20 protein-coding genes, 1 other RNA gene and 1 pseudogene are annotated in these 24,770 nt (G+C 41.3%); 3 read left to right on the top strand and 19 right to left on the bottom strand.

The annotated features are described in order from the left end of the window. Window positions 1-48 precede the first annotated feature (48 nt). Window positions 49-2,415, top strand: a complete 2,367-nt coding sequence (gene recD2, locus KV696_RS08240; RefSeq protein WP_219967371.1) for an SF1B family DNA helicase RecD2 — start codon at window positions 49-51, stop codon at window positions 2,413-2,415. Between the two features lie 153 nt (window positions 2,416-2,568). Here recD2 and tig read toward each other — a convergent pair whose 3' ends face one another. From tig to KV696_RS08325, 17 genes and pseudogenes are all read right to left on the bottom strand, one after another. Further along, a complete protein-coding gene (gene tig, locus KV696_RS08245; RefSeq protein ID WP_219967372.1) occupies window positions 2,569-3,852 on the bottom strand; it encodes a trigger factor in 1,284 nt (427 codons plus the stop codon). Between the two features lie 93 nt (window positions 3,853-3,945). Beyond that, window positions 3,946-4,602 (bottom strand): annotated as a pseudogene (locus KV696_RS08250) (DNA alkylation repair protein). Further along, on the bottom strand, window positions 4,603-5,235 hold the full coding sequence (locus KV696_RS08255; RefSeq protein WP_219967374.1) for a response regulator transcription factor: 633 nt from the start codon (window positions 5,233-5,235) through the stop codon (window positions 4,603-4,605). A 13-nt stretch (window positions 5,236-5,248) separates the two neighbouring features. Beyond that, entirely contained in the window at window positions 5,249-6,244 is a 996-nt protein-coding gene (locus KV696_RS08260) for an envelope stress sensor histidine kinase LiaS (protein WP_219967376.1), read from the bottom strand. After that, window positions 6,241-6,939 (bottom strand): cell wall-active antibiotics response protein LiaF, encoded by a 699-nt coding sequence (liaF, locus tag KV696_RS08265; RefSeq protein ID WP_042751861.1) that lies wholly within the window; start codon window positions 6,937-6,939, stop codon window positions 6,241-6,243. The genes KV696_RS08260 and liaF overlap by 4 nt, the downstream gene beginning before the upstream one ends. A 77-nt stretch (window positions 6,940-7,016) precedes the next feature. Next, window positions 7,017-8,027 (bottom strand): type 2 isopentenyl-diphosphate Delta-isomerase, encoded by a 1,011-nt coding sequence (gene fni / locus KV696_RS08270; RefSeq protein ID WP_219967378.1) that lies wholly within the window; start codon window positions 8,025-8,027, stop codon window positions 7,017-7,019. Continuing rightward, window positions 8,011-9,018 (bottom strand): phosphomevalonate kinase, encoded by a 1,008-nt coding sequence (locus KV696_RS08275; RefSeq protein WP_219967379.1) that lies wholly within the window; start codon window positions 9,016-9,018, stop codon window positions 8,011-8,013. Before KV696_RS08275 ends, fni begins: the two co-directional genes overlap by 17 nt. Continuing rightward, window positions 9,005-9,958 (bottom strand): diphosphomevalonate decarboxylase, encoded by a 954-nt coding sequence (gene mvaD / locus KV696_RS08280; RefSeq protein WP_219967381.1) that lies wholly within the window; start codon window positions 9,956-9,958, stop codon window positions 9,005-9,007. The genes KV696_RS08275 and mvaD overlap by 14 nt, the downstream gene beginning before the upstream one ends. After that, entirely contained in the window at window positions 9,940-10,818 is an 879-nt protein-coding gene (mvk, locus tag KV696_RS08285; protein WP_219967383.1) for a mevalonate kinase, read from the bottom strand. The genes mvaD and mvk overlap by 19 nt, the downstream gene beginning before the upstream one ends. 121 nt (window positions 10,819-10,939) lie before the next feature. Further along, on the bottom strand, window positions 10,940-11,881 hold the full coding sequence (locus tag KV696_RS08290; RefSeq protein WP_219967384.1) for an N-acetylmuramoyl-L-alanine amidase family protein: 942 nt from the start codon (window positions 11,879-11,881) through the stop codon (window positions 10,940-10,942). Between the two features lie 99 nt (window positions 11,882-11,980). Beyond that, a complete protein-coding gene (locus KV696_RS08295; RefSeq protein WP_000518027.1) occupies window positions 11,981-12,670 on the bottom strand; it encodes a response regulator transcription factor in 690 nt (229 codons plus the stop codon). Window positions 12,671-12,681: 11 nt separating this feature from the next. Continuing rightward, complete coding sequence (gene gndA / locus KV696_RS08300; RefSeq protein ID WP_000158778.1) at window positions 12,682-14,106, bottom strand: NADP-dependent phosphogluconate dehydrogenase; 1,425 nt, start codon at window positions 14,104-14,106, stop codon at window positions 12,682-12,684. 75 nt (window positions 14,107-14,181) lie between these two features. Continuing rightward, the gene (gene mapZ, locus KV696_RS08305) at window positions 14,182-15,603 is read right to left on the bottom strand and encodes a cell division site-positioning protein MapZ (protein WP_219967385.1); all 1,422 of its coding nucleotides are present in this window, start codon (window positions 15,601-15,603) and stop codon (window positions 14,182-14,184) included. 12 nt (window positions 15,604-15,615) lie between these two features. After that, window positions 15,616-16,773 (bottom strand): THUMP domain-containing class I SAM-dependent RNA methyltransferase, encoded by a 1,158-nt coding sequence (locus KV696_RS08310; RefSeq protein ID WP_219967388.1) that lies wholly within the window; start codon window positions 16,771-16,773, stop codon window positions 15,616-15,618. An 84-nt stretch (window positions 16,774-16,857) separates the two neighbouring features. Next, window positions 16,858-17,238, bottom strand: an RNA gene (gene rnpB / locus KV696_RS08315) — RNase P RNA component class B. A gap of 20 nt (window positions 17,239-17,258) precedes the next feature. Continuing rightward, entirely contained in the window at window positions 17,259-17,588 is a 330-nt protein-coding gene (gpsB, locus tag KV696_RS08320) for a cell division regulator GpsB (protein WP_023945225.1), read from the bottom strand. Between the two features lie 69 nt (window positions 17,589-17,657). After that, window positions 17,658-18,185 carry an SLOG family protein gene (locus KV696_RS08325; protein WP_219967389.1) on the bottom strand — a complete coding sequence of 176 codons (528 nt, stop codon included), beginning with the start codon at window positions 18,183-18,185 and terminating at the stop codon, window positions 17,658-17,660. 66 nt (window positions 18,186-18,251) lie between these two features. Between KV696_RS08325 and recU the strand changes: the two genes are divergently transcribed. Further along, a complete protein-coding gene (gene recU / locus KV696_RS08330; RefSeq protein ID WP_219967390.1) occupies window positions 18,252-18,851 on the top strand; it encodes a Holliday junction resolvase RecU in 600 nt (199 codons plus the stop codon). Then, window positions 18,844-21,009 carry a penicillin-binding protein PBP1A gene (gene pbp1a / locus KV696_RS08335; RefSeq protein WP_219967392.1) on the top strand — a complete coding sequence of 722 codons (2,166 nt, stop codon included), beginning with the start codon at window positions 18,844-18,846 and terminating at the stop codon, window positions 21,007-21,009. Before recU ends, pbp1a begins: the two co-directional genes overlap by 8 nt. Window positions 21,010-21,214: 205 nt before the next feature. On the opposite strand, the gene KV696_RS08340 is transcribed toward pbp1a, so the two are convergent. Together KV696_RS08340 and glf are read right to left on the bottom strand one after the other, a co-directional pair. After that, on the bottom strand, window positions 21,215-23,194 hold the full coding sequence (locus tag KV696_RS08340) for a peptide ABC transporter substrate-binding protein (protein WP_219967393.1): 1,980 nt from the start codon (window positions 23,192-23,194) through the stop codon (window positions 21,215-21,217). A 202-nt stretch (window positions 23,195-23,396) separates the two neighbouring features. After that, window positions 23,397-24,500, bottom strand: a complete 1,104-nt coding sequence (gene glf / locus KV696_RS08345) for a UDP-galactopyranose mutase (protein ID WP_138705002.1) — start codon at window positions 24,498-24,500, stop codon at window positions 23,397-23,399. Window positions 24,501-24,770: the final 270 nt, after the last annotated feature.

The following is a 24,770-nucleotide window of genomic DNA, read 5'->3' on the forward strand; positions in this document are numbered from 1 at the left end:
AGATTTTCGAAGAGTATTAACTCTCACCTATTTATGCAAAGGAATCTTATGGAAGTTTATTTTTCAGGAACCATTGAACGGATTATTTTTGAAAATCCCAGCAATTTTTATCGCATCCTCCTCCTAGAAATCGACGATACGGACGCAGAGGATTTTGATGATTTTGAAATCATTGTCACAGGGACCATGGCTGACGTGATTGAGGGAGAAGACTATACTTTTTGGGGGCAAATTGTCCAGCACTCCAAGTATGGGGAACAACTGCAAATCAGCCGGTATGAACGCGCAAAACCAACTAGCAAGGGCTTGGTTAAGTACTTTTCAAGTAGCCATTTCAAGGGGATTGGTCTTAAGACTGCTCAGAAAATCGTCGACACCTATGGCGACAATACCATTGACGAAATTCTGCAACACCCAGAAAAGCTAGAAGGCATCTCAGGGCTCTCTGCCAAAAATCGCGAGGCTTTCGTCTCCACTCTCCGTCTCAACTACGGAACGGAGATGGTTTTGGCCAAACTAGCCAACTACGGCATTCCCAACAAACTAGCCTTTCAGATTCAAGACTTTTACAAGGAAGAAACCCTTGATGTGGTTGAAAATTATCCCTACCAATTGGTTGAAGATATCAAGGGCTTGGGATTTACCATTGCTGACCAACTAGCTGAGGAACTAGGCATCGAAAGTCAGGCTCCTGAGCGCTTCCGTGCCGGTCTGGTTCATAGTCTTTTTCAGGCCTGTATGGAAACAGGGGACACCTATGTTGAAGCACGGGATTTGCTAGAACAAACCCTTACTCTCCTTGAATCTTCCCGCCCCGTGGAACTGGATCCCAGCCAAGTGGCCCAAGAGCTCTCCCACCTAATCGAAGAAGACAAGGTTCAGCAGGTTGATACCAAGATTTTTGACAACAGCCTCTTTTTCGCGGAGGAAGGCATCCGCAGTCACTTGGTTCGTATCCTTGAAAAAGGAAAACAGAAGCGCCAAGATTTAGAAACTATTCAAAAACATATCACTACTGTCGAGGAAGAACTGGGAATTGAGTATGATAGTATTCAAAAACAAGCTATCTGTGATGCTATCCAGAACAAGGTCTTTATTCTGACAGGCGGTCCAGGTACTGGTAAGACAACGGTTATCAATGGGATCATCGCTGTTTATGCCCTCTTAGAAGGACTTGACCTCAGGAAAAAAAGCAATTTACCGATTCTTCTTGCTGCTCCAACTGGTCGAGCCGCTAGGCGCATGAATGAATTAACAGGCTTGCCTAGCGCTACCATACATCGCCACTTAGGAATGACAGGTGACGATGATACCAGCCATCTGGAAGATTATCTGGATGCCGACTTTATCATCGTGGATGAATTTTCCATGGTAGATACTTGGCTGGCCAATCAACTCTTCTCAAACATCTCTTCTAACAGTAAAATCCTCGTCGTAGGCGACAGCGACCAGCTACCGTCTGTCAGCCCTGGACAGGTTCTAGCGGATCTGCTTCATATTCCTTTGATCCCTCAGACTCGCTTGGAAAAAATTTACCGACAAAGCGAAGAATCAACTATCGTCACCCTAGCTAGTCAGATTAGACAGGGCATCCTGCCAGCTGATTTCACCCAGAAAAAAGCTGACCGTTCCTACTTTGAAATTGCTAGTGGCCATATTCCAGCTACGATTGAAAAAATCTTAGGCGCTGCCCTAAGAAGTGGTATCCCTGCTCGTGATATCCAAGTTCTGGCTCCCATGTACCGAGGTACTGCAGGGATTGATGCCATCAACCAGCTCATGCAAGACCTTCTTAATCCACCACAAAAAGATCAAGTCAGTTTTGAAGCTCCCCAGTGCCACTATCGGAAGGGCGACAAGGTCATTCATTTGGTCAACGATGCTGAAATCAATGTCTTTAATGGAGATTTGGGAGCTATCACAGACCTGATTCCTGGTAAATACACCGAGTCGAAACAAGACGAGATTGTCATTGATTTTGATGGCAACGAGGTCTCTTACCCACGTAACGAATGGTACAAGATTCGCCTGGCCTATGCCATGAGCATCCATAAATCACAGGGAAGTGAGTTCCCTGTTGTCATCCTACCTATCACTAGTGCTAGTAGGCGTATGCTGGAGCGCAATCTCATCTATACAGCCATTACACGCGCCAAAAGCAAACTTATCTTACTAGGTGAATTACAGGCCTTCGACTATGCTACTCAACACATCGGAACTGCTCGAAAAACTTATCTGATTGAACGCTTCAGTGATTTATTGGAGAATGTTGAAGAAAAGCAACCAGCGGTCTCTGAAACTGCCACATCAAGTGCATCTGAACAATCCTACATCCTGACCGAAGAAAATTGGAACAGCATCCCCGCTATGATTGGGATTACAGACGCAGACTTCAAAGAGATTTTTGGAAAATAGTGCATAAGAAAACCCACCTAATCAGGTGGGCTTTTCGTTTATTAATACTCAATGAAAATCAAAGAGCAAACTAGGAAGCTAGCCGCAAGCTGTACTTGAGTACGGTAAGGCGACGCTGACGTGGTTTGAATTTGATTTTCGAAGAGTATAAGATTATTTAACTGTTGCTGTGCTTGTAATCAACTCAACAGCTTTTTTGATTGTGATGTCGTGTTTCAACATATCAGCTGAAAGCAAGCTTTGTACTTGAGCAACTTCCATGTTGTAATCTGTAGCCAATTGCTCAACTTCTTTTTGGATTTCTTCTTCTGAAGCGTCAAATCCTTCAGCTTTGGCAACTGCTTCGATAACAAGGTTAGTCTTAGTACGTGATTCAGCTTCTGCTTGGTATTGATTGTGAAGGTCTTCTTGAGTAGTTCCAGTGATTTGGAAGTACATGTCAGGGTTGATACCTTGACGTTGCAAGTTTCCAAGGAATTCGTTTACTGAGCGGTGAACTTCTTCGTGAATCATTTCTTCTGGAAGTTCTACGATTTCAGCGTTTTCTACAGCTTTATCAATTGCTGCACCTTCAACGGCATCTTTGTATGCTTCTTCTTTAGCAGCAGCCAATTCCTTGCGGTATTTTTCTTTCAATTCAGCAAGTGTTTCAACTTCTTCGTCGATGTCTTTTGCAAGCTCATCGTCAAGAGCTGGAACTTCTTTAGCTTTTACTTCATGGATAGTTGTCACGAATTTAGCTTCTTTACCTGCAAGGTCTTCTGCTTGGTAGTCTTCTGGGAATGTTACGATAACATCAACAGTTTCGCCAGCTGAGTGACCTACCAATTGGTCTTCGAAACCAGGGATGAATTGACCTGAACCAAGTCCAAGTGAGAAGTTTTCACCTTTTCCGCCATCAAATTCAACACCGTCGATAGAACCAACGAAGTCGATAACAACAGTGTCGCCGTTTTCAGCAGTAGCTTCTTTGATAACCAATTCAGCCAAGTTGTTGCGTTCGCGTTCGATACGCTCTTCAACGTCAGCATCAGTTACTTCTTTTTCTACATCTACTGATACTTCAAGGTTTTTGTAGTCACCCAATTTTACTTCAGGTTTTGTAACAACTTCAGCAGTGATAACCCAGTCTTGACCTTTTTCCATTGAAGTTACGTCAATTTTTGGTTGTGCAACCACTTCAAGACCAGCTTCTTTTACAGCTGCTTCATAAGCGTTTGGCAAAAGAGCGTTCATAACATCTTGGTAAAGTGACTCTTCACCAAATTTTTTATCGAAGATAGGACGTGGAAGGTGACCTTTACGGAAACCTGGAACATTAAGAGATTTCTTCACTGAGTTGAAGACACGATCCAATTCTGGTTTGATTTGGTCTTGAGAGATAGTGAAAGTCAAGACACTACGGTTTGTTTCTTTGTTTTCAAATGATACAGACATTCTGTCATTTCTCCTTAAAATTTTTTAAATACAGTCTATTATAACATAAACGAGCGACTTTTTTCAAGTAATGAATGTGCTTTTCAATCAACGCTAGAGGTACTTGCTTGCTTCTTTGATACTAAAGTCAGCCATTCTTTCCTTGTTTTTCTCAATGAAGCCTGCTACCCAAGTTGGATTGGTTTTGGAGTAGTCTCTTAGAGCCCAGCCAATGGCTTTATTGATAAAGAATTCTGTTTGGTTCAAATTATGAAGCAGAATCTTTTCCATTAATTGAACATTGGTCTTCTCTTTTCTTAACAACTGGTGGTCAATAGCGACACGTCTCAGCCAGATATTATCTGATAGGCTCCATTTTAAGATTATTTCTTCTAGTTCAGGTTGGTCATACACCAAACTCCCTACTACTCGATCTAGGATATCTACGGTATCCCATCAGGATTTTGTGACGACTAACCGCTCAAGCTTAGGTAAATCGTTCTCCGTTAGATAAGACTGCATTGCTTTCAAATAATTGGCAGCCACATACTGGTATTCTCTAGACTCTTTTTCCCAGCAAGTATCTACAAAATCCCAATCGATAATCTTTGTTTTTTCCGCTTCTGGAAAGTATTTTTTATAGAGTGCATTTCTTTCAGGAGCCGCAATACCTAGGAAGAAAAATTGATGGCGCATATAGGCTTCCATGGGCCCTGCCTTTTTTGAATCTTTTGCTGCTTCTAGCTCAACAAGTAAATCTGTTAGACTCATCTAGAACTCCTCATGCCCTACCAAATGGTGCTGAAAAGCATAGACTGCAGCCTGGGTGCGATCGCTGACTTCAAGTTTGGCAAGGATGTTGGACACATGAGTCTTGACCGTCTTGAGAGAGATAAAAAGTTCGTCTGCGATACGCTGATTTTCGTAGCCCTTAGCGATGAGTTGGAGAACATCTCGCTCACGAGCAGTCAGGTCCTCATGTAGTTCTATGTGATTGCGGTGGTATTCGACTTTTTTGCTGACCTCTTGCTCAATAGCCAGCTCACCTGCAGCCACCTTACGAACAGCATGAAGTAGTTCGTCTGCACTAGAAGTCTTGAGCATATAGCCCCGAGCACCTGCATCTAAGACGGGCATGATTTTTTCATTGTCCAAATAAGAGCTCACAATCAAAATCTTGGCTTCGTGCCATTCTTTGAGGATAGCCAAGGTCGCGTCAATTCCATTCATTTCAGGCATGACAATATCCATGATAATAACATCTGGACGCAGTTCCAAGGCCAACTCAATGCCTTGAGATCCGTTGGTAGCCTCACCTACAACTTCTACATCGTCTTGGAGGTCAAAGTAGCTTTTCAAGCCCAATCGGACCATTTCGTGGTCATCTACTAGTAAAATTTTCATCTTTACTCCTTTATCATTCCTTATCGAGCAAGGGAATACGGATATCAACTGCCAGCCCTTGCTTGGGAGCTGTTAATAACTGAATCCTTCCTGCCATATCTTCAACCCGCTCCTTGATATTACGAAGTCCATAACTCAAGTCGTCTAAGCTCCCCAACTGGAAACCAATCCCATTGTCCACCACCTTCAGTTGCAATTCAAAATCTGTCTGATAGAGATAAACATCCAAACAAGATGCCTGAGCATGGCGTAGGGTATTGCTGATTAACTCTTGCAGGATACGGAAGATATGCTCCTCGATTTTCTTAGGCAATTTCGTCACATTCTGCTTGAGACTAACCTTAAGATCACTCTTGTCCTTAAGCTCTTTTAGAAGAATTTGAATCCCTTCTATCAAGCTCTTTTGTTCCAATTCAACTGGTCGCAAATGCAAGAGTAAGACCCGCAAGTCCTTCTGGGCTGTTTCTAAAATAGCTGTGACACTCTGCAACTGGGTCTGCATCTTTTCTCTATCCAATTTCAAAGTCTGCTGGCTGACACCTGACAAAATCATGTGAGCCGCAAACAACTCCTGACTGACCGTATCGTGCAAATCCCGAGCAAGCCGCTTCCGTTCCTTCTCGATGATTTCCTCTTCCTGAGCAAGACTCTGATTTTCAGCTTTTTGAAGAGCTTCTGTCAAAAGGTTAAGTTTACCTGACAAGGACTTGAAACTGGCATCCAAATCTGGATCTGCAACCTGAACCACTTCTTGCCCTGCCAATAAACGCTTGAGATTGGCCTGCATTTTTCTTAAATAAAGCTCTTCGACACCTCGCCAAAACAGAGCTAAAAGACAAGTCATGGACAAGCTAAATACCAACAACAAAAAGACAAATTTTTCTGTTTTTTCGACATCATGCAGGAAAATAGACCAGTCAAAATCAAGAATTTCCAGCAAGCTGTGGGACAGAAATAAGACAAATAGGACGGAGGTGACGGCAATGATTACATAGACTTGTTTTTTCATCCTCTGACCACCTCCACATCCCCAATCATAGTGGTCAAGAAAATCTTGACACTCTTGTTACTCTTGAGATAATCTCTCGTTTCCTGATGATAGTGTTCATTGCGGAGGGCTCGCTTGGGCTGGTTGAAGAAAGTCAAATCCCCATAGAGACAGTTAACGCTGAGACTGACTTCCACATCTACAGGTACAATGATTTTAGTGGTTCCTACCATCTTTCTGAGGATAATGACATTGTCATGATTGGTTAGAATGACCCTCTCCAGATGAATGGTGTCCTTACCCATGAGACGAAAGAGATTGATATCATCAAACTGGCAAGTTTGGTAGCTTGAAAAATGATGGAGATTTCCAAACCAACGATTTTTCTCCTTCTTAACCGTCACCACCTCTTCAAACACCAAATTGGTTTGCTCTTTTTCCTGATTCATCATCGGATAAAGAAGAAAGAGGCTGTAGATGACCGCAACAAAAATAGCTAGAATCACAAAAGGATTGAGCATGACGATGAAAAAGAAGAGAATGCTTGCCACCACTAAAAGAAGATTATTGCCCTCTTTACCAGTATAATAGCGAATCAAAAGCAAAAAGAGGAATAGAATCAGCAGAAAACGCGAAAAATGCTCTGAAACCATCAACATCAGAGCTCCTGTCAGAAGACAGGCTTCGATAAATAAAAAGATTTTAAATTTTCTCATTGGTTCATCCTCTCCCTTCTATTTTATCACAATTCAAAAAAGTCACCTCAGTCTGAGGATGGAAAAAAAGGCGGTGGTTACGCCTTTTTCATCTGATCTTTTGCTTCTTTTAATTTTCCATAAAGAAGATAGTCTACTTTTTGCAAATCTGCTATGGTGGCACAATTAAGGGCACACATAATCAAACGCAGATCGTCTTTCCATCCTTGAACAATGTCGATCACTTCTTCAACTGTGTAGGTTTCAACCAATTCCAGAACGGTTCGTGACAATCCCACAGCCTTGGCTCCAAAGACCAAGCACTTAATCATATCCAGCGGATTCCGAACCCCTCCACTAACCAAGAGTTCAGCCTTGTCTTTCCAGTCTTGGGCATTGAGAAGGGCCTGCATGGTGGACTGCCCCCATTGATTGAGGTAATCACGTTGACCACTGCGACGATTTTCGATATAAGCAAAGCTGGTACCGCCACGACCCGATATGTCCACTGTACGAACACCCAGTTCATAGGCTCTTTCAATGGTCTTCACATCCATTCCAAAGCCGACTTCCTTTAGGACAATCGGAACAGGAATTTGCTTGCTATAGTCTGCCAGATGCGATTGCCAGCTTCTGAACTTCCTTTCTCCCTCTGGCATGAGTAATTCCTGCATAACATTGACATGCACTTGTAGGAGAAGAGGATTCATCTCTTCTACAGTCCGAAGTCCTAACTCGACAGGCTTGTCCAATCCAATATTGGTTCCAAGAAGGAGATTTGGATGATCATACTTGACAGAAAAAGAGTCATCTGCTGGATCTTTGAGGGCTGCGCTATAAGAACCTGTTACAAATAAAATACCACAGGCTTCCGCCACCTGAGCTAGTTTTTGATTGATTTCTTTACCTTTTTCACTCCCACCTGTCATAGCATTGATATAAAAAGGAAAGTCCCACTTTCGACCAGCAAACTCTGTCGACAGATCGATTTCATCCAGGTCGTAAAGAGGCAAGGAAGAATGAATCAACTCCACCTCATCAAAGCTATTATAGGAACTTTTCTGCTCAAGGGCATAGCGGATGTGCTCATCCTTACGATTTGTCGTCATGTCCTATCCTTTCTTGGTATAAGAGCTCAATCCCCAGATCAGCCCAACGATTTTTTAAGGTTTCGGTTGATTGCACATCAAAACTCAAGGCAATCCCACAGTCACCACCACCAGCGCCGCTACTCTTAGCAACAGCTTGCAAATCTTGACTGGCTTCTTTCAACTGTCTAAGCGAAGGCGTGTAAATATCTGCGCTCAAGCCTTCCAAGAGCTTGCTGGCTGTTTCCACCTGCTTGATGATGTTTTCTGCTTTCCCCTGCTCCAAGACTTCTACCAAAGCAGATACCGTTGCTTTTGAGGAAGTTAAAAAATTCTGGTCTATGTTTTGCTTGATTCGCTTGACCATTTGACTCGATATGGCCACTTGCTTGGTCCATCCCACTAGGAAATCACATTCTAGGGCTGGTTTCACTTGCGAAATTGAAAATCCCCAATCACGCTCTAAAACTGTCGCCAAATTTTCTTCTTCCAACCAAGCAGCCACCTTCTGGCGATCAAATGACTGGTAGAGAACCAATTCCTCTGTCACAATACAGGCAATGTCCCCCATAGAACCATTGTTTCCGCGCTTGAGCAAGACAGCACTGGCCAGCTTGAACAAGAGATCCTGATCAACCGAAAGCTTATACAGAGCTAGCAGAGCCTTGATGACCAAAACAACGACGCTACCGCTAGAACCTAGACCAAACTTTTTCCCTTCTCGTTCCATTTTCCCACGAATTTCTAGAGAAAAAGGTCGCAAGGTTTGCCCATGATAAACGAGGAAGTCATTCATCAAAGCAATTGTTTCTTGAATCAAGCTGTAGGCAGGATTTGGTGTCAAATCCACTGCAAAATCAAACATATCTGAATAGATACGGTAGCTGTCAGAAAAAGCAATCTCGCCCTTCATATAGATGGGAATGGCCTTTATCAAGGCTAACTGCCCTGGCTCTAGAATAGCATACTCACCCGCCCAATAGAGTTTCCCGCAAGTTTTAACAGCAATCATCTTGGCTCAAATCCTTTGTTTTTGACACAATCAAGCGATAACGTTGACCGAAGATTTCTGATAAATGCTCCAAGTCTTTCTCCTGACAGAGGACCTTGACATTAGGACCAGCATCCATGGTAAAGTAGCCAGCTTCCCCTTGCTCACGAAGCTGGCGGACAAAGTCCATGGCTTCATAGCTTGCATCCGTCAGATAAGAAAAGGCTGGTGATGCTGTTTCTGTCGTAGCGTGCATAGCCAGGGCATTTTTCTCCGTTAACTCCCCAACCTTGGCAAAGTCATTTTCCTTGAGATAAGCCAGCATATCCTGATAGTCCTTCTCAGACTGACGTACCCAGTCATCAAAGGTCGTCGAAGTTTCCACACAGAGTTTCATCCCATCACGACTAGAGATTGGTTTTTTCTTGTCCTCCAAGACCAACATAATCATAGCTAGTTTCAAGTCTGTCTCTACAGGGTAAATTTCTCCACTATCCTTATCCCATGCACCTAATGGTCCATAAAAACTCCGAGAGGAAGATCCTGAGGCAAACTTAGCCTCCTGTGCCAACTGGCTCCGAGTCAATCCAAGCTGAAAATAAGCATTACAAGCCTTGACCAAGGCAGACAAACCACTAGAACTTGAGGACAGACCCGCTGCCGTAGGCATATTGTTTTGAGTATCGATACGGACAAAGCCTTCTCCAACTGGACGGTAGCGGTCAATAATCTTACTCATCTTGGCATGCTCCGCCTCATTTTGTAGCTGACCATTGATATAAAAGGCATCAGAAGTCGCATCCGTCGGTAAAGACGATAAGGTCGTCTCTGTGTACATATTTTCCAAAGTCAGAGAGATACTGCTAGTAGCAGGCACCATCTCTTTTTCTTTTTTCTTTCCCCAATATTTGATAATGGCAATATTTGCGTAGGAACGTACTGTTACAGGCTCTCTATCCATGTCTGAACAGCTCCTTTCTCTTCTAATCTTTCTGCTAGTTCTTGTGCATATGTCAAATTGTCTGCCAAGGCTATGATACAGCCTCCAAGCCCACCACCGCTCATCTTAGCACCCAGAGCACCATGGTTAAGAGCCGTTTCAACCAGATGGTCTGCCTCAGGGCTACTGACCCCAATTTCTTTTAAATGCAAATGCGCTTGACTGAGGATTTGCCCCAGTCCTTCAGCATCTTTTTGTGAAATCGCATCTTCTGCTTGCTGTGTCAATTCTCCCAAGGCATGCAAAAACGGTAGGGCATCCTTGCCCTTGTTTTGAACCACTTGGATGGCTTCACGAGTGTGACCATAAACGCCTGTATCTGCAATCACCAAATAGGCGGATAGATTCATCTCAAGCTCTGTAAATCCTACATTCTTAATAAAGCGAATAGGTTGGTCACTGAGACAGGTCTTAGCATCCAAACCACTCGGATTCATATGGGCAATCATCTCCGCCCGATTGACCAAGATTTCTAGTACATCATGAGGCAGTTCTGCCTGATAGTAGGCAAATACCGCACGAATGGCCGCTATGCTGATAGCTGCTGACGAACCCATTCCCCGTTTTTCAGGAATAGCCGAGTCAATCTCACAGCGAATACAAGCATCCTTGATATTTAGATGTTCAAGTGAAGCATACACCGCCATGGACAAGGTATCCTCCTCATAAAGGCGCCAAGGACTCGCTGCAGGAACTACCTTACAAGTCACCTCTACCTCCAAAAGAGGCAGGGAAATGGCAGGATAACCGTAAACGACCGCATGCTCCCCTATTAAAATAATCTTACTATGTGCCTGACCGACACCAATTTTTTTTGTCATTTTTTCCTTTTACTAGACGAAAAAGCCGTCTCATTTTTCATACAAGTATTTGTTCTTTCCTATCTATTTTATTATATTTTCACAAAAAAAGCGATTGTTTCCTTCACAATCGCCTCTTTCATTATTGAACCCATTCGCCATTATAATTGACAGAATAGCCATCTACAGTGGTATTCACTGCCAAAGCACCTAAGCTATAAGCATAGTACCACTTACTACCGACCTGGAACCAGCCAGTTGCCATAGCTCCTGATGAACGGAGATAGTACCATTTGTTACCAAGGTATTGCCAGCCTGTTTTCATATCACCATTTAGCTGGTCTAAATAATACCAAGTTGAGCCGTCTTGATACCAACCAGTTGCCATTGCACCTGATGAACGGAGGTAGTACCACTTATTGCCAATTTGCTTCCAACCAGTTTGCATTGTAGCAGTTGTTGGATCTAGATAGTACCAAGTTGAGTTATCATTGACCCAACCACGCACTAGCTCCCCAACCGTCAAACTGTCGATACGAGCATCGAAGCCACTATCCTTCTGTAAATAATACCAATGTCCTTCGTCAGAAATCCAACCAGTTTTTAAAGTGTGATAGCTACGCTGATCTTCAAAATAATAGACTCGTTTCTCTGCTGGACTATCATATTGTTCCCCATGGTGTTTGTTGGTATTGGTAGCAGTTTTTGCTTCTAAAACTTGCTTGCCAACAAATTCTTGTAGGACCCCATCTTTACCAAAGTAATACCATTGTGGCATTGGCATAGATTCTAATCTTAAACCATTTGGGTAAGGACCAATGGTACTTCCTTTAGATGGAAACGGGATGTATTGCCAGCCAACAACCATCTCTCCTGATACATGATCAAAATAATAGGCCTTGCCATCAATCACTCGCCAGGACTTTTCTTTGATGTCACCCTTCTTGTAGTAGGTTCTACCATTTTCTTGGACAAATTGCCAACCTTCTGAATCAGCATCATCCGCCAATACTGCACTTGTTGCCAGTAAGCTAAAGAACAAGACTGCTAATGCGATTTGCATCAATTTTTTTATTATTTTCATTAGACCTATCCTCCATAGCTGATTATAGCAAAGACCAAACTGCATGTCAATATATAAAACCCCCTCCAAAAAAGCAGTTACATAACTGTAACTGCTTTTCTATTCTTGCATGGTGTAACCGACACCACGAACGGTTTTAATGTAGCTTTTCTGACCTTTTACATCCAGCTTGCTACGTAGATAACGGATATAGACATCTACGATATTCGTTTCGGTTGCACTTTCATACTTCCAGACACTTTCCAACAACTGCTCACGAGTCAGAACTTTCTTGCTTCCCATAAGAGTAGCCAAAAGGTCATACTCACGACGGGTCAGAGCAATCATCTCTTCGCCACGATAAACGGTATGATGTTCTACATCCATACGCAGATTGCGGTAAGACGTTGGAACCTTCATCTGACTACAGTGTTGGTCGATAAAGTCCCGACCTCGGAAAATCGCTGAAATACGAGCCACCAAATTCTCAATAATAACTGGCTTATAGATGTAAGAAACGGCAAAGCGTTGGATTGCCTCAATCTGATCTTGCAAGTCTTCGCGATGGTCCAAGACCATAATGACTGAAGCCGGTTTAGTTCGACTCAGCTTGTCTGCAAAATCCTGGGCTGTCATATCCCCCAGATGAGCATTCAATAAAATCAAGTCATAGTCTGTCTGAAGAGCCATGGAGAGGGCTTTTTGCCCCTCCTCAACCTGATCAACTCGGTATTGCTCTTTTTGGAGTTCCAAACTTAAAAAATGAGCTAGATTTCGTTCTTTCTCAAGTAATAAAATCCGTTTCCCCATGGCAGACCTACTTATTTTTCGTCATACCAAGAGTAGTGGAAGGTTCCTTCTTTGTCTTTACGTTGGTAAGTGTGGGCACCAAAGTAGTCACGTTGTGCTTGGATCAAGTTAGCTGGAAGGTCAGCTGAACGGTAGCTATCAAAGTAAGTAATAGCTGCTGAGAAGGTTGGCACTGGTACACCAGCTTGAACAGCAAGAGCTACGATGTCACGCACTGCTTGTTGGTACTTAGCAGTAACATCCAAGAAGTATTCATCCAAAAGAAGGTTGGCAAGGTCTGCATCACGGTTGTAAGCATCTGTAATCTTTTGCAAGAAACGAGAACGGATGATACAGCCATCACGCCAGATAGATGCGATGTCCGCAAATGGCAAGTTCCAGTTGTTTTCTTTAGAAGCTACACGCAATTGAGCAAAACCTTGTGCGTATGAAATGATTTTTGAGAAGTAAAGGGCTTGACGGATTTTTTCAATCAACTCAGCCTTATCTCCTTCAAATTTGAAGGCAGCTGGTTTTGGAAGAACCTTGCTAGCATGCACACGTTCTTCTTTGTAAGTAGAGATGTAACGTGCAAATACTGACTCAGTGATGAGTGACAATGGCACACCAAGGTCAAGTGATGATTGGCTAGTCCATTTACCAGTTCCCTTGTTGCCTGCAGCGTCAAGGATGTAGTCTACGATTGGTCCGTCTTGGCCTTCATCGTCTTTACGACTCAAGATATCAGCTGTGATTTCAATCAAGTAGCTGTCCAATTCACCCTTGTTCCACTCAGTAAAGATTTCAGCCATATCTTCTGCAGAAAGGCCCAACAGGTGTTGCATCAAGTCATAGCTTTCTGCGATCAATTGCATATCACCATACTCGATACCGTTGTGAACCATTTTCACATAGTGACCAGCTCCATCAGGACCGATGTAAGTCACACATGGTTTGCCATCTTCTGGTGCTTTAGCTGAGATTTCTTCAAGAACATCCGCAACCAATTCGTAGGCCTCTTTTTGTCCACCAGGCATGATAGAAGGACCTTCAAGGGCACCTTTTTCACCACCAGAAACCCCAGTACCGATAAAGTTGATACCTGAGTTTGCCAATTCTTCATTACGACGGATTGTATCTTTGTAGAAAGTGTTTCCTCCGTCGATCAAGATATCACCCTTGTCAAGGTGTGGAAGAAGGGCTTGAATTGTAGCATCTGTACCAGGTCCAGCTTGAACCATGAGCATGATACGACGAGGTTTTTCGATTGAATTTACAAAACTTTCAACGTCATAGCTTGGTACAAAGTTCTTTTCAGGATGGCAAGCAATTACATCTTCAGTTTTTTCTTTACTACGGTTGTAGATAGCAACTGTGTAACCACGAGATTCAATATTAAGGGCAAGGTTACGACCCATTACGGCCATACCTACGACACCAAAGTTAGCTTTTGTCATTTGACACTCCTCTTATTTAATTTGTTTTATTTTATCATTTTTACTTTTGAAAAGAAAGAATTTTGTAACGGCTACTTAGAAGTCCAAGGCATCCGCATGTCCAGAACCATTTCCAACAAAGTATCCTGTCTTACAGTTAAGGGTAAAGAGATAGGTTCCATCCGGCTTGTAGAGGTTATAATAACCATTGCCATTAACGATATTAACACGTTCGAGGATGTATTGGTTACCAGTGATATAACCACGTGAACGTGAAGTCGCTAAAATTTGTTCTAAGACACCATCCGCAAAATCCCAGGCAGAGTTATTACTATCATCAATAGCAGACTGATTATAGGCAACACGACTAGCACTTCTTTGAACAGCAACCCCTGCACTCGAGAGACCCATATTAACTTCACTGCGACTACTTCTAGTCTCATTTGAACTACTTGGTTTTGTCTCACTAGTCGCATTTGAACTTGCTTGACTAGAACTGCTAGTTTGACTTGAACTTGAGCTAGAAGTACTTGTTTGCTGACTCTTACCAAGACTGATAGCCTTATCTAGCACTTTATCAATCTCAGTATTGCCAGTTTTAATATCTGTAAATTTAGCATCCGATTTGGCTTTGGCATTGGTATCCAGAACACCATCAACAATAGATGGTTTTTCAAATTGTGCATTGACATCTTGAATGGCCTTGATTTGCGTTGCTAGACTGTCATACTTAGATTTGGCAAGTGCATGTTCACGACTACCTTCCAGCTTATCAAGCAAGGTCTTCAGTTGACTCAGTTTATCAAACTGGCTATTTTTCAAAGCTGTTTTATTGCTATCAGTGTAAAAGGCATCGTATTGGCTATTGAAATCTTCTAAAATCGGCTGAATATTCTGCTCGCTAGACGCTGATTGAGAAGTTTGGATTTCCTGTGTTGAGCGATTCACTTGACGGTAAACATAATAAGCAGTTCCAAGGATAAGAACCACTAGCGCTGCTAGGATCCCGTAAATCAACCATTTCTTCTTACTTTCTCCATCTTCACTATCCGGAACTCGAGAAAGTATTGGAACCTCTTCTCCTTCAAACAATTGTACTTCTTCAGTCTCAAACTCTTCGACAGGGGGAACTTCTGAATCGCGTATGAATTCTAAATCATCTAACTGATTCAAGTCATCTTCCTGTACTGAGGACTCAACTTCTGTCTCCTCACGAAGCTCTTGAAGCAAATTATCCAGAGTCTGAGGCTCCTCTACCTCTTCTTTTTCGACTAACTCCTCTTTTTTGTATTGACGAGTCGCAAACTTATCTGCCTCAATTTCATCTTTATGTTGCTTTACATACTTGTCTAAGATAGAATCTCCAGGCAAGACTCCTGCTTCCACTTCTTCATTTTTACGAATAGCTTGACCAACTGTTAACTCTTTTGCTTCATCAAAATCAAATCGTGGTTCTTGGTTTTCTTTTCGCGGTTCTTGGACTTCTTTTTTATGACGATTCCGTCTTTTCTTACTCATGAGTATTCCTTTCTATTTTAACTCTTGGCGTTTAACACGCTGACCAAAATATTGATACAGATCTACTTTCAAGGTTCCGTTGTATAACTTACGTTTCTTATCCGCCTGACTACCGTACTTGGTCTCAAAGGCTTCATCACTAGTTAGGATAAACTTACTCCAAGTTTTTAGCGGTGCAAATACTTGCCCCATTTCAGCATAAAGCTTGGTAACTCCTGCATCATCTGATAAACGTTCTCCATAAGGCGGATTGGAGATAATCACGCCATTGATTTTATCAGAACGTAAATCCTGCACGCGCATCTGCTTAAAAGTAATGTCTCCTGCAACACCAGCTGCCTGGGCATTGGCCTTAGCAATTTCCACCATACGTGCATCAATATCACAGCCCATGATATCCAGTTCCAGCTCACGATCCACTTTTTTAGCCGCCTCTGTGCGCACTTCTTGAATCAAGCGATCGCTAATCCAGTTCCATTCTTCAAAAGCAAAAGAGCGACGAAGTCCTGGAGCCATCTTTCGAGCAATCATAACTGCCTCAATACAGAAAGTCCCCGAACCACAGGTCGGATCAATCAAAGGCTTATCTGGATACCAGTTAGAGAGTTGTAAAATGGCTGCCGCCATGTTTTCCTTGATAGGAGCGCCACCCTTTTCCGTACGATAACCACGTTTAAAGAGGCTAGACCCGGTCGTATCAATCATGATAGTTGCCACATCTTTGAGAATAGAGACCTCAATCTTAAACTCTGGGCCATTCTCCATCAGAGGAACACCTTCTGGGCGGGCATAGTGTTTCTGCAATTTCTTGACAACAGCTTTCTTAGAAATAGCCTGAACACTCGGCTCATTGTGAAGTTTAGATTTAACACATTTGGCCTTGGAAATCGGGAACCTAGCTCCGAGTGGTAAATAATTTTCCCAATCTAAAGCAAAAACTCCCTGAAACAGCTCTTCAAAAGTCTTAGCTGGGAAAGTTCCTACGATGATCTTGATACGATCTGCTGCCCTAAGCCAGAGGTTGGTTTCAATAATAGCTCTCACGTCTCCTTGAAAACGAACACGTCCATTTTCAACCTGACAATCGTAGCCCAACTCTCGCACTTCTCGTCCCACAACAGCTTCAAGACCTGCTGCCACAGTTGCAATTAAATTAAATTCTTTTTTCATGTTACAGTCTTGCAAGACCTTTCTATATGTCCACTTTAAAAAATGAGGTTGAGAAAATTTCTCAGCCCCAACCTATATGCAATTTTCTATAAGCCATGTTTTGTTCCAGAAGTGACTAGGACCACTTCCTTCGATAATCATCTGTCTACCACTAACAGCTCCAGCTGATAGCAGTCAGAATACTACGTTCGTTTCCGCGTACTCCATGCCCCGACCAAAATTTGGGTTGCTAGCTTGAGGGGTTTACCGCGTTCCACTCTCTCCGTTTCCAGAAAGACTCCGTCACTGTGGCACTTTCAAGCCTACTCTGGCCTATCCAAGGACTTAGCCATTTCAACTGCCGTAACGATTTCTCGTCCCTAGGCTTATGGTTTCGCCTAGCACAAACACTACAGGCATCACAGCCTGTGCTAGCATGGACTTTCCTCATGAGAAGCAACTCTCCTCACGCGATTATCCAAAAATTGCACACCTCAAATAACTACTTAGAAATCTGAGTTATCTAAAATTTGTTTACCAAACACTTCTTTTTCAAGACGATTCAAGCGTTTCAAAATATCAAAATTCGTCATAGAACTTGTAGTTGCCGCTTCAAGGGGTTCTGCTTGAACTGGTGAAGGTTTCGGTTTACGAGCCAGTTCTTCCTTCAAATCCGCAATTTCCTGACGAAGTGACTTGACCAAGGCAGCATAGGTTTCATAATCCTTAATGACATCGTCTAAAAACTCATCAACTTCTACCTTGCTATACCCACGGACTTCACGCCCAAACTCTTGTTCAAAAATATCTTTCGCTGAAAAAATAATACTTGCCATGTCTCTCTCCATTCTCGCTTGCTAGTATTATTATATAAAAAAAGCCAAACAAAAATCAAGGTCAAAGCTTCAATTTTCGGAAAAATTTTCAGCAAGTTCATTTAGCTGATCAAATGTTAATCTCTTTATAAAATAGTCCTCTTGGTTTTTCATCTTTTGGTAAAAATAAGCTAATTTCGTTTCATTTTCCTCATCATAAAAAAGATAAGAACTATTCGTATTTTCCAGTAAAAACTGCTGGTAGTCTCTTAACTGCCACTTGTGTTCATAGCGAGGATAGGCATATTTGACAAAGTCTACCTGCTTAAAACGACTCAGTTTCATCTGATTGCCTTCATTCCAATTTTCCCCATGGGTTTCAAAAGCAAAAATAGTGGCCAACTGGAAATCGTACTCTGTCTTCATCTCCTGAGCAACCTCTAGAACCCAATATTCAAAGCCCAAAGTCCCTGTAAATACAAGCCAAGTCACCCCATCTGCTGCCATAGCTTCTAAATCTTTACGTATCGCTTTTTTAATCAATTTAAGACGAGGATCCTTGTCAGAAAACAAACCCAAATCAAAAGCAGAATAGCCTAAAACCAAAGCTGTAGTCATTTTTAACCCTTCCTGTGCAAATTTATGATATAATAGAGTGATGTTATTGTACCAATAAGGAGAATTATGGTCAACTATCCTCATAAAATTTCATCACAAAAAAGACAAACATCTCTTTCTCAATCCAAAAATTTCGCAAATCGAGGAATGTCTTTTGAAAAGATGATCAATGCTACCAACGACTACTATTTGTCTCAGGGCTTGGCTGTTATACACAAGAAACCAACTCCTATTCAAATCGTACGAGTGGACTATCCACAACGAAGTCGTGCCAAGATTGTTGAAGCCTATTTTCGACAAGCTTCAACGACAGACTATTCTGGCGTTTATAATGGATATTACATCGACTTTGAAGCTAAGGAAACAAAACAAAAACGTGCGATTCCGATGAAAAATTTTCATCCACATCAGATTCAGCATATGGAACAAGTCCTTGCCCAACAAGGAATCTGCTTTGTCCTTCTTCACTTTTCTTCCCAGCAAGAAACCTACTTATTGCCGGCATTCGATTTAATTCGCTTCTATCATCAAGATAAGGGACAAAAATCAATGCCACTTGGATACATACGAGAATACGGTTACCAGATAAAACTAGGGGCATTCCCACAAATTCCCTATCTCGATGTTATCAAAGAACATTTACTAGGTGGTAAACAAGATGAATAAATACATTCTTATGCGAATATTAAAGTATATTGGAATCTTTTTCCTAACTCTCTTTATCGCATTATTTCTATTGGGCGGAGGTGTTTTCCTCTATTTTGTAAGTAAAGCTCCAGCACTATCAGATAGTAAATTAGTTGCAACAACTTCTAGCAAGATTTATGACAATAATAACGAACTCATTGCCGATCTGGGCTCTGAACGCCGAGTAAACGCTCAGGCCAACGAAATTCCTACTGATTTAGTCAAAGCTATCGTGTCTATCGAAGACCATCGCTTCTTTGACCACAGAGGGATCGATACGATTCGGATTATGGGAGCCTTCTTACGTAATTTACAAAGTAATTCTTTACAGGGGGGATCAACCCTAACCCAACAGTTGATTAAGTTGACCTATTTCTCAACATCAACTTCGGATCAAAACATCTCCCGAAAAGCACAAGAGGCTTGGCTAGCTATCCAATTGGAACAAAAAGCTACCAAACAAGAAATCCTTACCTACTACATCAATAAGGTCTATATGTCAAATGGTAATTATGGAATGCAGACAGCAGCCCAAAATTACTATGGAAAAGATCTAAAGGATTTATCTTTACCTCAATTAGCTTTGCTAGCAGGTATGCCTCAGGCCCCCAACCAATACGATCCTTACTCTCATCCGGAAGCAGCACTAGACCGTCGTAATTTAGTTCTTTCAGAAATGAGAGGGCAAGATTACATTAGTGCTGAGCAATATGAAAAAGCCGTCAACACACCTATCACTGATGGTTTACAAAGTCTTAAATCGGCTGCTACTTATCCAGCATATATGGATAACTATCTAAAAGAGGTTATTGAACAAGTAGAGCACGAAACTGGATATAATCTTCTTACTACTGGGATGGAAGTCTACACAAATGTAGACAAGGGAATTCAACAACGACTTTGGGATATTTACAATACAGATGAGTATGTCTCTTATCCAGATAATGACCTTCAAGTAGCCTCAACTATCGTTGATACTTCCAATGGTAAAGTCATCGCTCAACTTGGAGCACGTCACCAAGCAAGTAACGTTTCATTTGGTACCAACCAATCTGTGGAAACCAACCGTGACTGGGGATCAACCATGAAACCAATCACTGATTATGCCCCAGCCTTGGAATACGGTGTATACGATTCAACTGCAACTACTGTCCACGATATTCCTTATAACTATCCTGGCACAAGTACCCCTGTTTACAACTGGGATCGAGCATATTTTGGTAACATTAGCCTGCAATATGCCCTTCAACAATCTCGTAACGTGCCTGCCGTTGAGACACTAAACAAGGTTGGTTTAGACAGAGCCAAAAACTTCCTAAATGGTTTAGGAATCGACTATCCTGTAATACACTATTCAAATGCTATTTCAAGTAATACAACTGAATCTAGTAAACAATACGGGGCAAGCAGTGAAAAAATGGCTGCAGCCTACGCTGCATTCGCAAATGGCGGTATTTACCACAAACCAATGTACATCAATAAAATCGTCTTTAGTGACGGTAGTGAAAAAGAATTTTCTGACGCTGGTACAAGAGCTATGAAAGAGTCTACTGCCTACATGATGACAGAAATGATGAAAACAGTCTTGACATCTGGAACAGGTTACAACGCCTATCTGCCTGGAATTCCTCAAGCAGGGAAAACAGGGACTTCTAACTATACAGATGAAGAAATCGAAAATCATATCAAGATGAATCAACTTGTAGCACCTGATGAACTGTTTGTCGGTTATACTCGTAAGTATTCAATGGCCGTTTGGACAGGTTATAGCAACCGTCTCACTCCTATTCTAGGCGACGGTCTCACAGTTGCTGCTAGAGTCTATCGCGCTATGATGAGCTACCTTGCTCAAAATAACCATCCTGGAGATTGGACAATGCCTGAAGGACTATACCGAAGCGGCCAGTTCGTATTCCAAAATGGAGCAAGAAATACATTAAATACTCCTGACACACAACAAACACAATCAGAAGTAGAGAATCCCTCTACCACAAATGAAAATACAAGTACACAAGTAACACCTACTCCTGGTCAACAATCAAATAATCCTGCTCCAACGAATCCAAATCAGGGACAGCCTGGCCAACAAATCCAACAACAACCACAGGCCCCTCAATTTCAACAACCACAACAGTAAACACAAAAAATCCTGAGAGTTAGAAATTCTCAGGATTTTTTTACTACAAGATAGCTAATACTCAATAAAAATCAAAGAGCTAACTAGGAAAGTTAGCCACAAGCAACTCTAAGCACGGATTTGAAGTCATCAGATAGAACTGACGTGGTTTGAATAGATTTTCGAAGAATATAAAGGAGTCGGCTACAAACCAACTCCTTTACCTTTATTTCACATGTTTTGCAAGTTCTTCTTGCGCTTTTTTATTGGATTCTTCTTTTTCTTTCATCCATTTTTCTTGAGCTTTTTGATATTCATCTACAGTGACTGCCTTATCTTGAAGTTCCAAGTATTTGTATAGGAGTGGATCACTTGTCCCCTTGTTACCAGAGAAGGCAAACGGCATCGTAAATGGTACCATCTTAGACAAGATTGGGCGACCAGTAAGTGTTGTTGTTGGGATAATCAAGGCACTATCTGTCAACCAAGCTTGGGCTGTAGCATATTTATCATATCGTTTTACTACATCTGTTGTCTCATTTCCAGCTTCGGTTACTAATTTCTCATAGTCGTTTAGACCTACAGTTTTAGCTGCAGCATTATCTGTACCAGAATCGAAGCCAAGGTAGGTTTTAGTGTTTTCACCAACTGATGGTTTGATAATATCGAGATAAGTTGATGGATCCGCAAAGTCTGGAGACCAACCAACATTATCTGAAATATCCCAATCTTCCCCAGCTGCTGTTTCAGCAAAGTAGGTAATATTCAAGACTTCATCTTTTTGTAGTTGTTGAATATCAATTACGACATTATCTGTACCCAAGGTTTCTTCAACCGATTGTTTGAAAGATTGAACACGTTGAACTTTTGTAGTTGCTGTCTGGTCAACTGGCATATCCAAATGAATTGGGAAGGTCACGCCTTCTGCCTGTAAAGCTGACTTAGCCTTGGCAAATTCGGCCTTGGCTTTTTCTGGATTGTAGAGACCATCTTGTGCATCAGCCAGATTAACATCCTTCCATTCTTCCCCATAGGTTACTAATTTTTCTTTGACCATATCGCCAAAGTTTTTCCCATCTGCTTGAACAAATGTTGGTGGTACAAAGAGATTACGCAAGATTTTGCTTGCACCACTGGCACCGTTCACTTGTGAAGCATATGCTGTACGATCAAAACCAAAGGCAATAGCCTGACGGAAATCCTTGTTTAAGAGAGCCTTTTTAGTAGATGTCTTTTGTTCGTCGCTAGTCTTAGAAGTATATTTATAGGACTGACGATCAATATTTGTTCCCACTAGATACGTAGTCGAGTCTTGTTGAGTATAGACAATATTGTCTTTCATACTCTTCTCAAGCTCTGCGAAACTTGCACTTGTTGGATAGAGACGAGCTGCTGTAAAGCTTCCATCCTTAAAGTTTTCTGCTGGTTTGCTGGTATCTTGACCATCCCAGAATGACAATTTAATCTTGTCAACATGAACATTGTCCTTATCCCAGTAGTTAGGATTTTTCGCAAATTCAACGGAAGATTTAGCCACAAGAGATTTTAACAAATAAGGACCATTATACAAGATACTGCTTGGATCCGTAGCTTTGGCAAAATCATCCCCTTTTGAGTTCAAAAATTCTTCATTGACTGGCGCAAGTACACCCATAGTTGTTTTAGAATTCCAAAAAGTTTCAGGTTTGTTCAAGGTGTATTGGACCGTTTGATCGTCAAGGGCTTTAATCCCGACTTGAGCAAAGTCTGTGGTCTCACCTTTTGCATAGGCATCTAGACCTTTGATTGAATCTTGTACCAAGTAAAGGGCTTGCGATTTCTTATCTGTTGCATATTTAAGACCTGTCACAAAATCCTGAGCCTTAACAGGAGCATATTCTTCACCTTCAGATGTGTACCACTTGGCATCCTGACGAATCTTATAAGTGTAGGTCAAACCATCTTTAGAAACTGACCAGTCCTCTGCCATAGAGGGAACAAGATTCCCATAACGGTCATTTTCAAGCAATCCATCAATCACATTACTAGTAATGTTTGAAGTAGCTGCCTTACTGGTTGTTAAGTAGTTGAGATTATCTGGGTCTGTCTCGTAGGTAAATGCAAAAGTCTGCTCACCTTTAGTAGCTGAACCACCAGAACAAGCCGCTAAGACACCAGCTGCTAATAAAGTCACTCCCGCAAGAGCCAATACTTTTCTTGTTTTCATAGTCTTCTCCTTTGTTTTTTTATTCATTATAGACCCTTTTTCAAGTCCTGTCAATACAATTTTCAGAATTTTAGAAAATTATTTTTTAAACAACAGATTTGTAAAAATATGAATAATATCAAAAAATCCCTTAACTACATTAGGTAGTCAAGGAATTATCAATCATATTTCTAAAAAGCAACTGGGGAACAGTCTTAGTTCTTTAATCTAACTCATTTCTTACACACTGCAAGGCTGCTCCAATTACTTGGTGCATATCATAATAACGATAGTGTCCTAAACGACCACCAAAGATAACATTCCCTTGCTCATCAGCTAATTTTTTATATGATTTATACAAATGATTATTTCGATCATTATTTACTGGATAATAAGGCTCATCACCTTTTTCCCATGTTTTAGAATGCTCTTTAGTAATGATAGTCTTTGCTTGATTCCCAAACTCAAAATGTTTGTGTTCAATAATACGTGTATATGGAGTTTCTGCATCTGTATAGTTCACAACTGCATTTCCTTGATAATTCTCCATATCCAGGGTCTCATTTTCAAAACGAAGACTACGATACTCTAGTTCACCCAACTTATAATCGAAGAATTCATCAATCATACCGGTAAAGACAATCTTAGGGAAGTCCTTCATATATTTCTCTTTATTCGCAAAGAAATCAACATTTGTTTCTACATCAATGTTTTCATGATCCAACATTTGTTCAACTATCTGAGTATAACCACCAATTGGAATTCCTTGATAGGTATCGTTAAAATAGTTGTTATCATAGGTCAGGCGTACTGGCAAACGGCGAATGATAAAGGCTGGAAGTTCCGTAGTTGGCTTGCCCCACTGTTTCTCTGTATAGTCCTTGATTAATTTTTCGTAGATGTCTGTACCTACAAGAGATATCGCCTGTTCTTCCAAATTTTCAGGAGTTTTACCATTTAAAACCGCACGTTGCTCATCAATCTTAGCTTGTGCTTCTGCTGGCGTTACAACTCCCCAAAGTTTATTGAAAGTATTCATATTGAAAGGAAGGTTATAAATCTCTCCCTTATAGTTTGCAACTGGAGAGTTTGTATAACGGTTAAACTCTGCAAACTGATTTACATAATCCCAAATCTCCTTATCAGAAGTATGGAAAATATGAGCACCATACTGATGAACTTGAATTCCTTCCTCTTCACGAGTATGGATATTACCCGCGATATGATTTCGTTTTTCAATGACTTTTACTTTTTTTCCTTTTAAGGCTGCTTCATGGGCAAAGACTGCACCAAAAAGACCAGCACCAACGATAAGATAATCGTACATCTTAAGCTCCTTTGGAGTTTATTACCTGCCTCTTTTATTAGACTAGAAAATCATTCTATCTTAATTGGTAAACTCTTCTTTATCTATAAAAATTCACTTATTTCATATTACATTTAGCATAAAATGAAATAAGCGAATTCTACTTTGTTTGCATGCAATTAAAAATCAATTTCTAAGGATGTTTCAAATAACTGTGTAAGAGGCATAATTTCACCATATCGTAAAAAATGACAATGAGATACTTATTGATTTCAATTCATTAACAGAATA

The sequence above is a fragment of the Streptococcus humanilactis genome, from assembly GCF_019448275.1.
Lineage (GTDB): Bacteria > Bacillota > Bacilli > Lactobacillales > Streptococcaceae > Streptococcus > Streptococcus humanilactis.

Coding starts and splice junctions, on each gene's coding strand:
- gndA (WP_000158778.1), bottom strand. CDS start 14,106: ATGACAAAAGCTAACTTTGGTGTCGTAGGTATGGCCGTAATGGGTCGT.
- gpsB (WP_023945225.1), bottom strand. CDS start 17,588: ATGGCAAGTATTATTTTTTCAGCGAAAGATATTTTTGAACAAGAGTTT.
- KV696_RS08325 (WP_219967389.1), bottom strand. CDS start 18,185: ATGACTACAGCTTTGGTTTTAGGCTATTCTGCTTTTGATTTGGGTTTG.
- mvaD (WP_219967381.1), bottom strand. CDS start 9,958: ATGGATAGAGAGCCTGTAACAGTACGTTCCTACGCAAATATTGCCATT.
- pbp1a (WP_219967392.1), top strand. CDS start 18,844: ATGAATAAATACATTCTTATGCGAATATTAAAGTATATTGGAATCTTT.
- mvk (WP_219967383.1), bottom strand. CDS start 10,818: ATGACAAAAAAAATTGGTGTCGGTCAGGCACATAGTAAGATTATTTTA.
- KV696_RS08275 (WP_219967379.1), bottom strand. CDS start 9,018: ATGATTGCTGTTAAAACTTGCGGGAAACTCTATTGGGCGGGTGAGTAT.
- fni (WP_219967378.1), bottom strand. CDS start 8,027: ATGACGACAAATCGTAAGGATGAGCACATCCGCTATGCCCTTGAGCAG.
- KV696_RS08290 (WP_219967384.1), bottom strand. CDS start 11,881: ATGAAAATAATAAAAAAATTGATGCAAATCGCATTAGCAGTCTTGTTC.
- KV696_RS08310 (WP_219967388.1), bottom strand. CDS start 16,773: ATGAAAAAAGAATTTAATTTAATTGCAACTGTGGCAGCAGGTCTTGAA.
- tig (WP_219967372.1), bottom strand. CDS start 3,852: ATGTCTGTATCATTTGAAAACAAAGAAACAAACCGTAGTGTCTTGACT.
- mapZ (WP_219967385.1), bottom strand. CDS start 15,603: ATGAGTAAGAAAAGACGGAATCGTCATAAAAAAGAAGTCCAAGAACCG.
- KV696_RS08255 (WP_219967374.1), bottom strand. CDS start 5,235: ATGAAAATTTTACTAGTAGATGACCACGAAATGGTCCGATTGGGCTTG.
- KV696_RS08260 (WP_219967376.1), bottom strand. CDS start 6,244: ATGAAAAAACAAGTCTATGTAATCATTGCCGTCACCTCCGTCCTATTT.
- KV696_RS08295 (WP_000518027.1), bottom strand. CDS start 12,670: ATGGGGAAACGGATTTTATTACTTGAGAAAGAACGAAATCTAGCTCAT.
- liaF (WP_042751861.1), bottom strand. CDS start 6,939: ATGAGAAAATTTAAAATCTTTTTATTTATCGAAGCCTGTCTTCTGACA.
- KV696_RS08340 (WP_219967393.1), bottom strand. CDS start 23,194: ATGAAAACAAGAAAAGTATTGGCTCTTGCGGGAGTGACTTTATTAGCA.
- recD2 (WP_219967371.1), top strand. CDS start 49: ATGGAAGTTTATTTTTCAGGAACCATTGAACGGATTATTTTTGAAAAT.
- recU (WP_219967390.1), top strand. CDS start 18,252: ATGGTCAACTATCCTCATAAAATTTCATCACAAAAAAGACAAACATCT.
- glf (WP_138705002.1), bottom strand. CDS start 24,500: ATGTACGATTATCTTATCGTTGGTGCTGGTCTTTTTGGTGCAGTCTTT.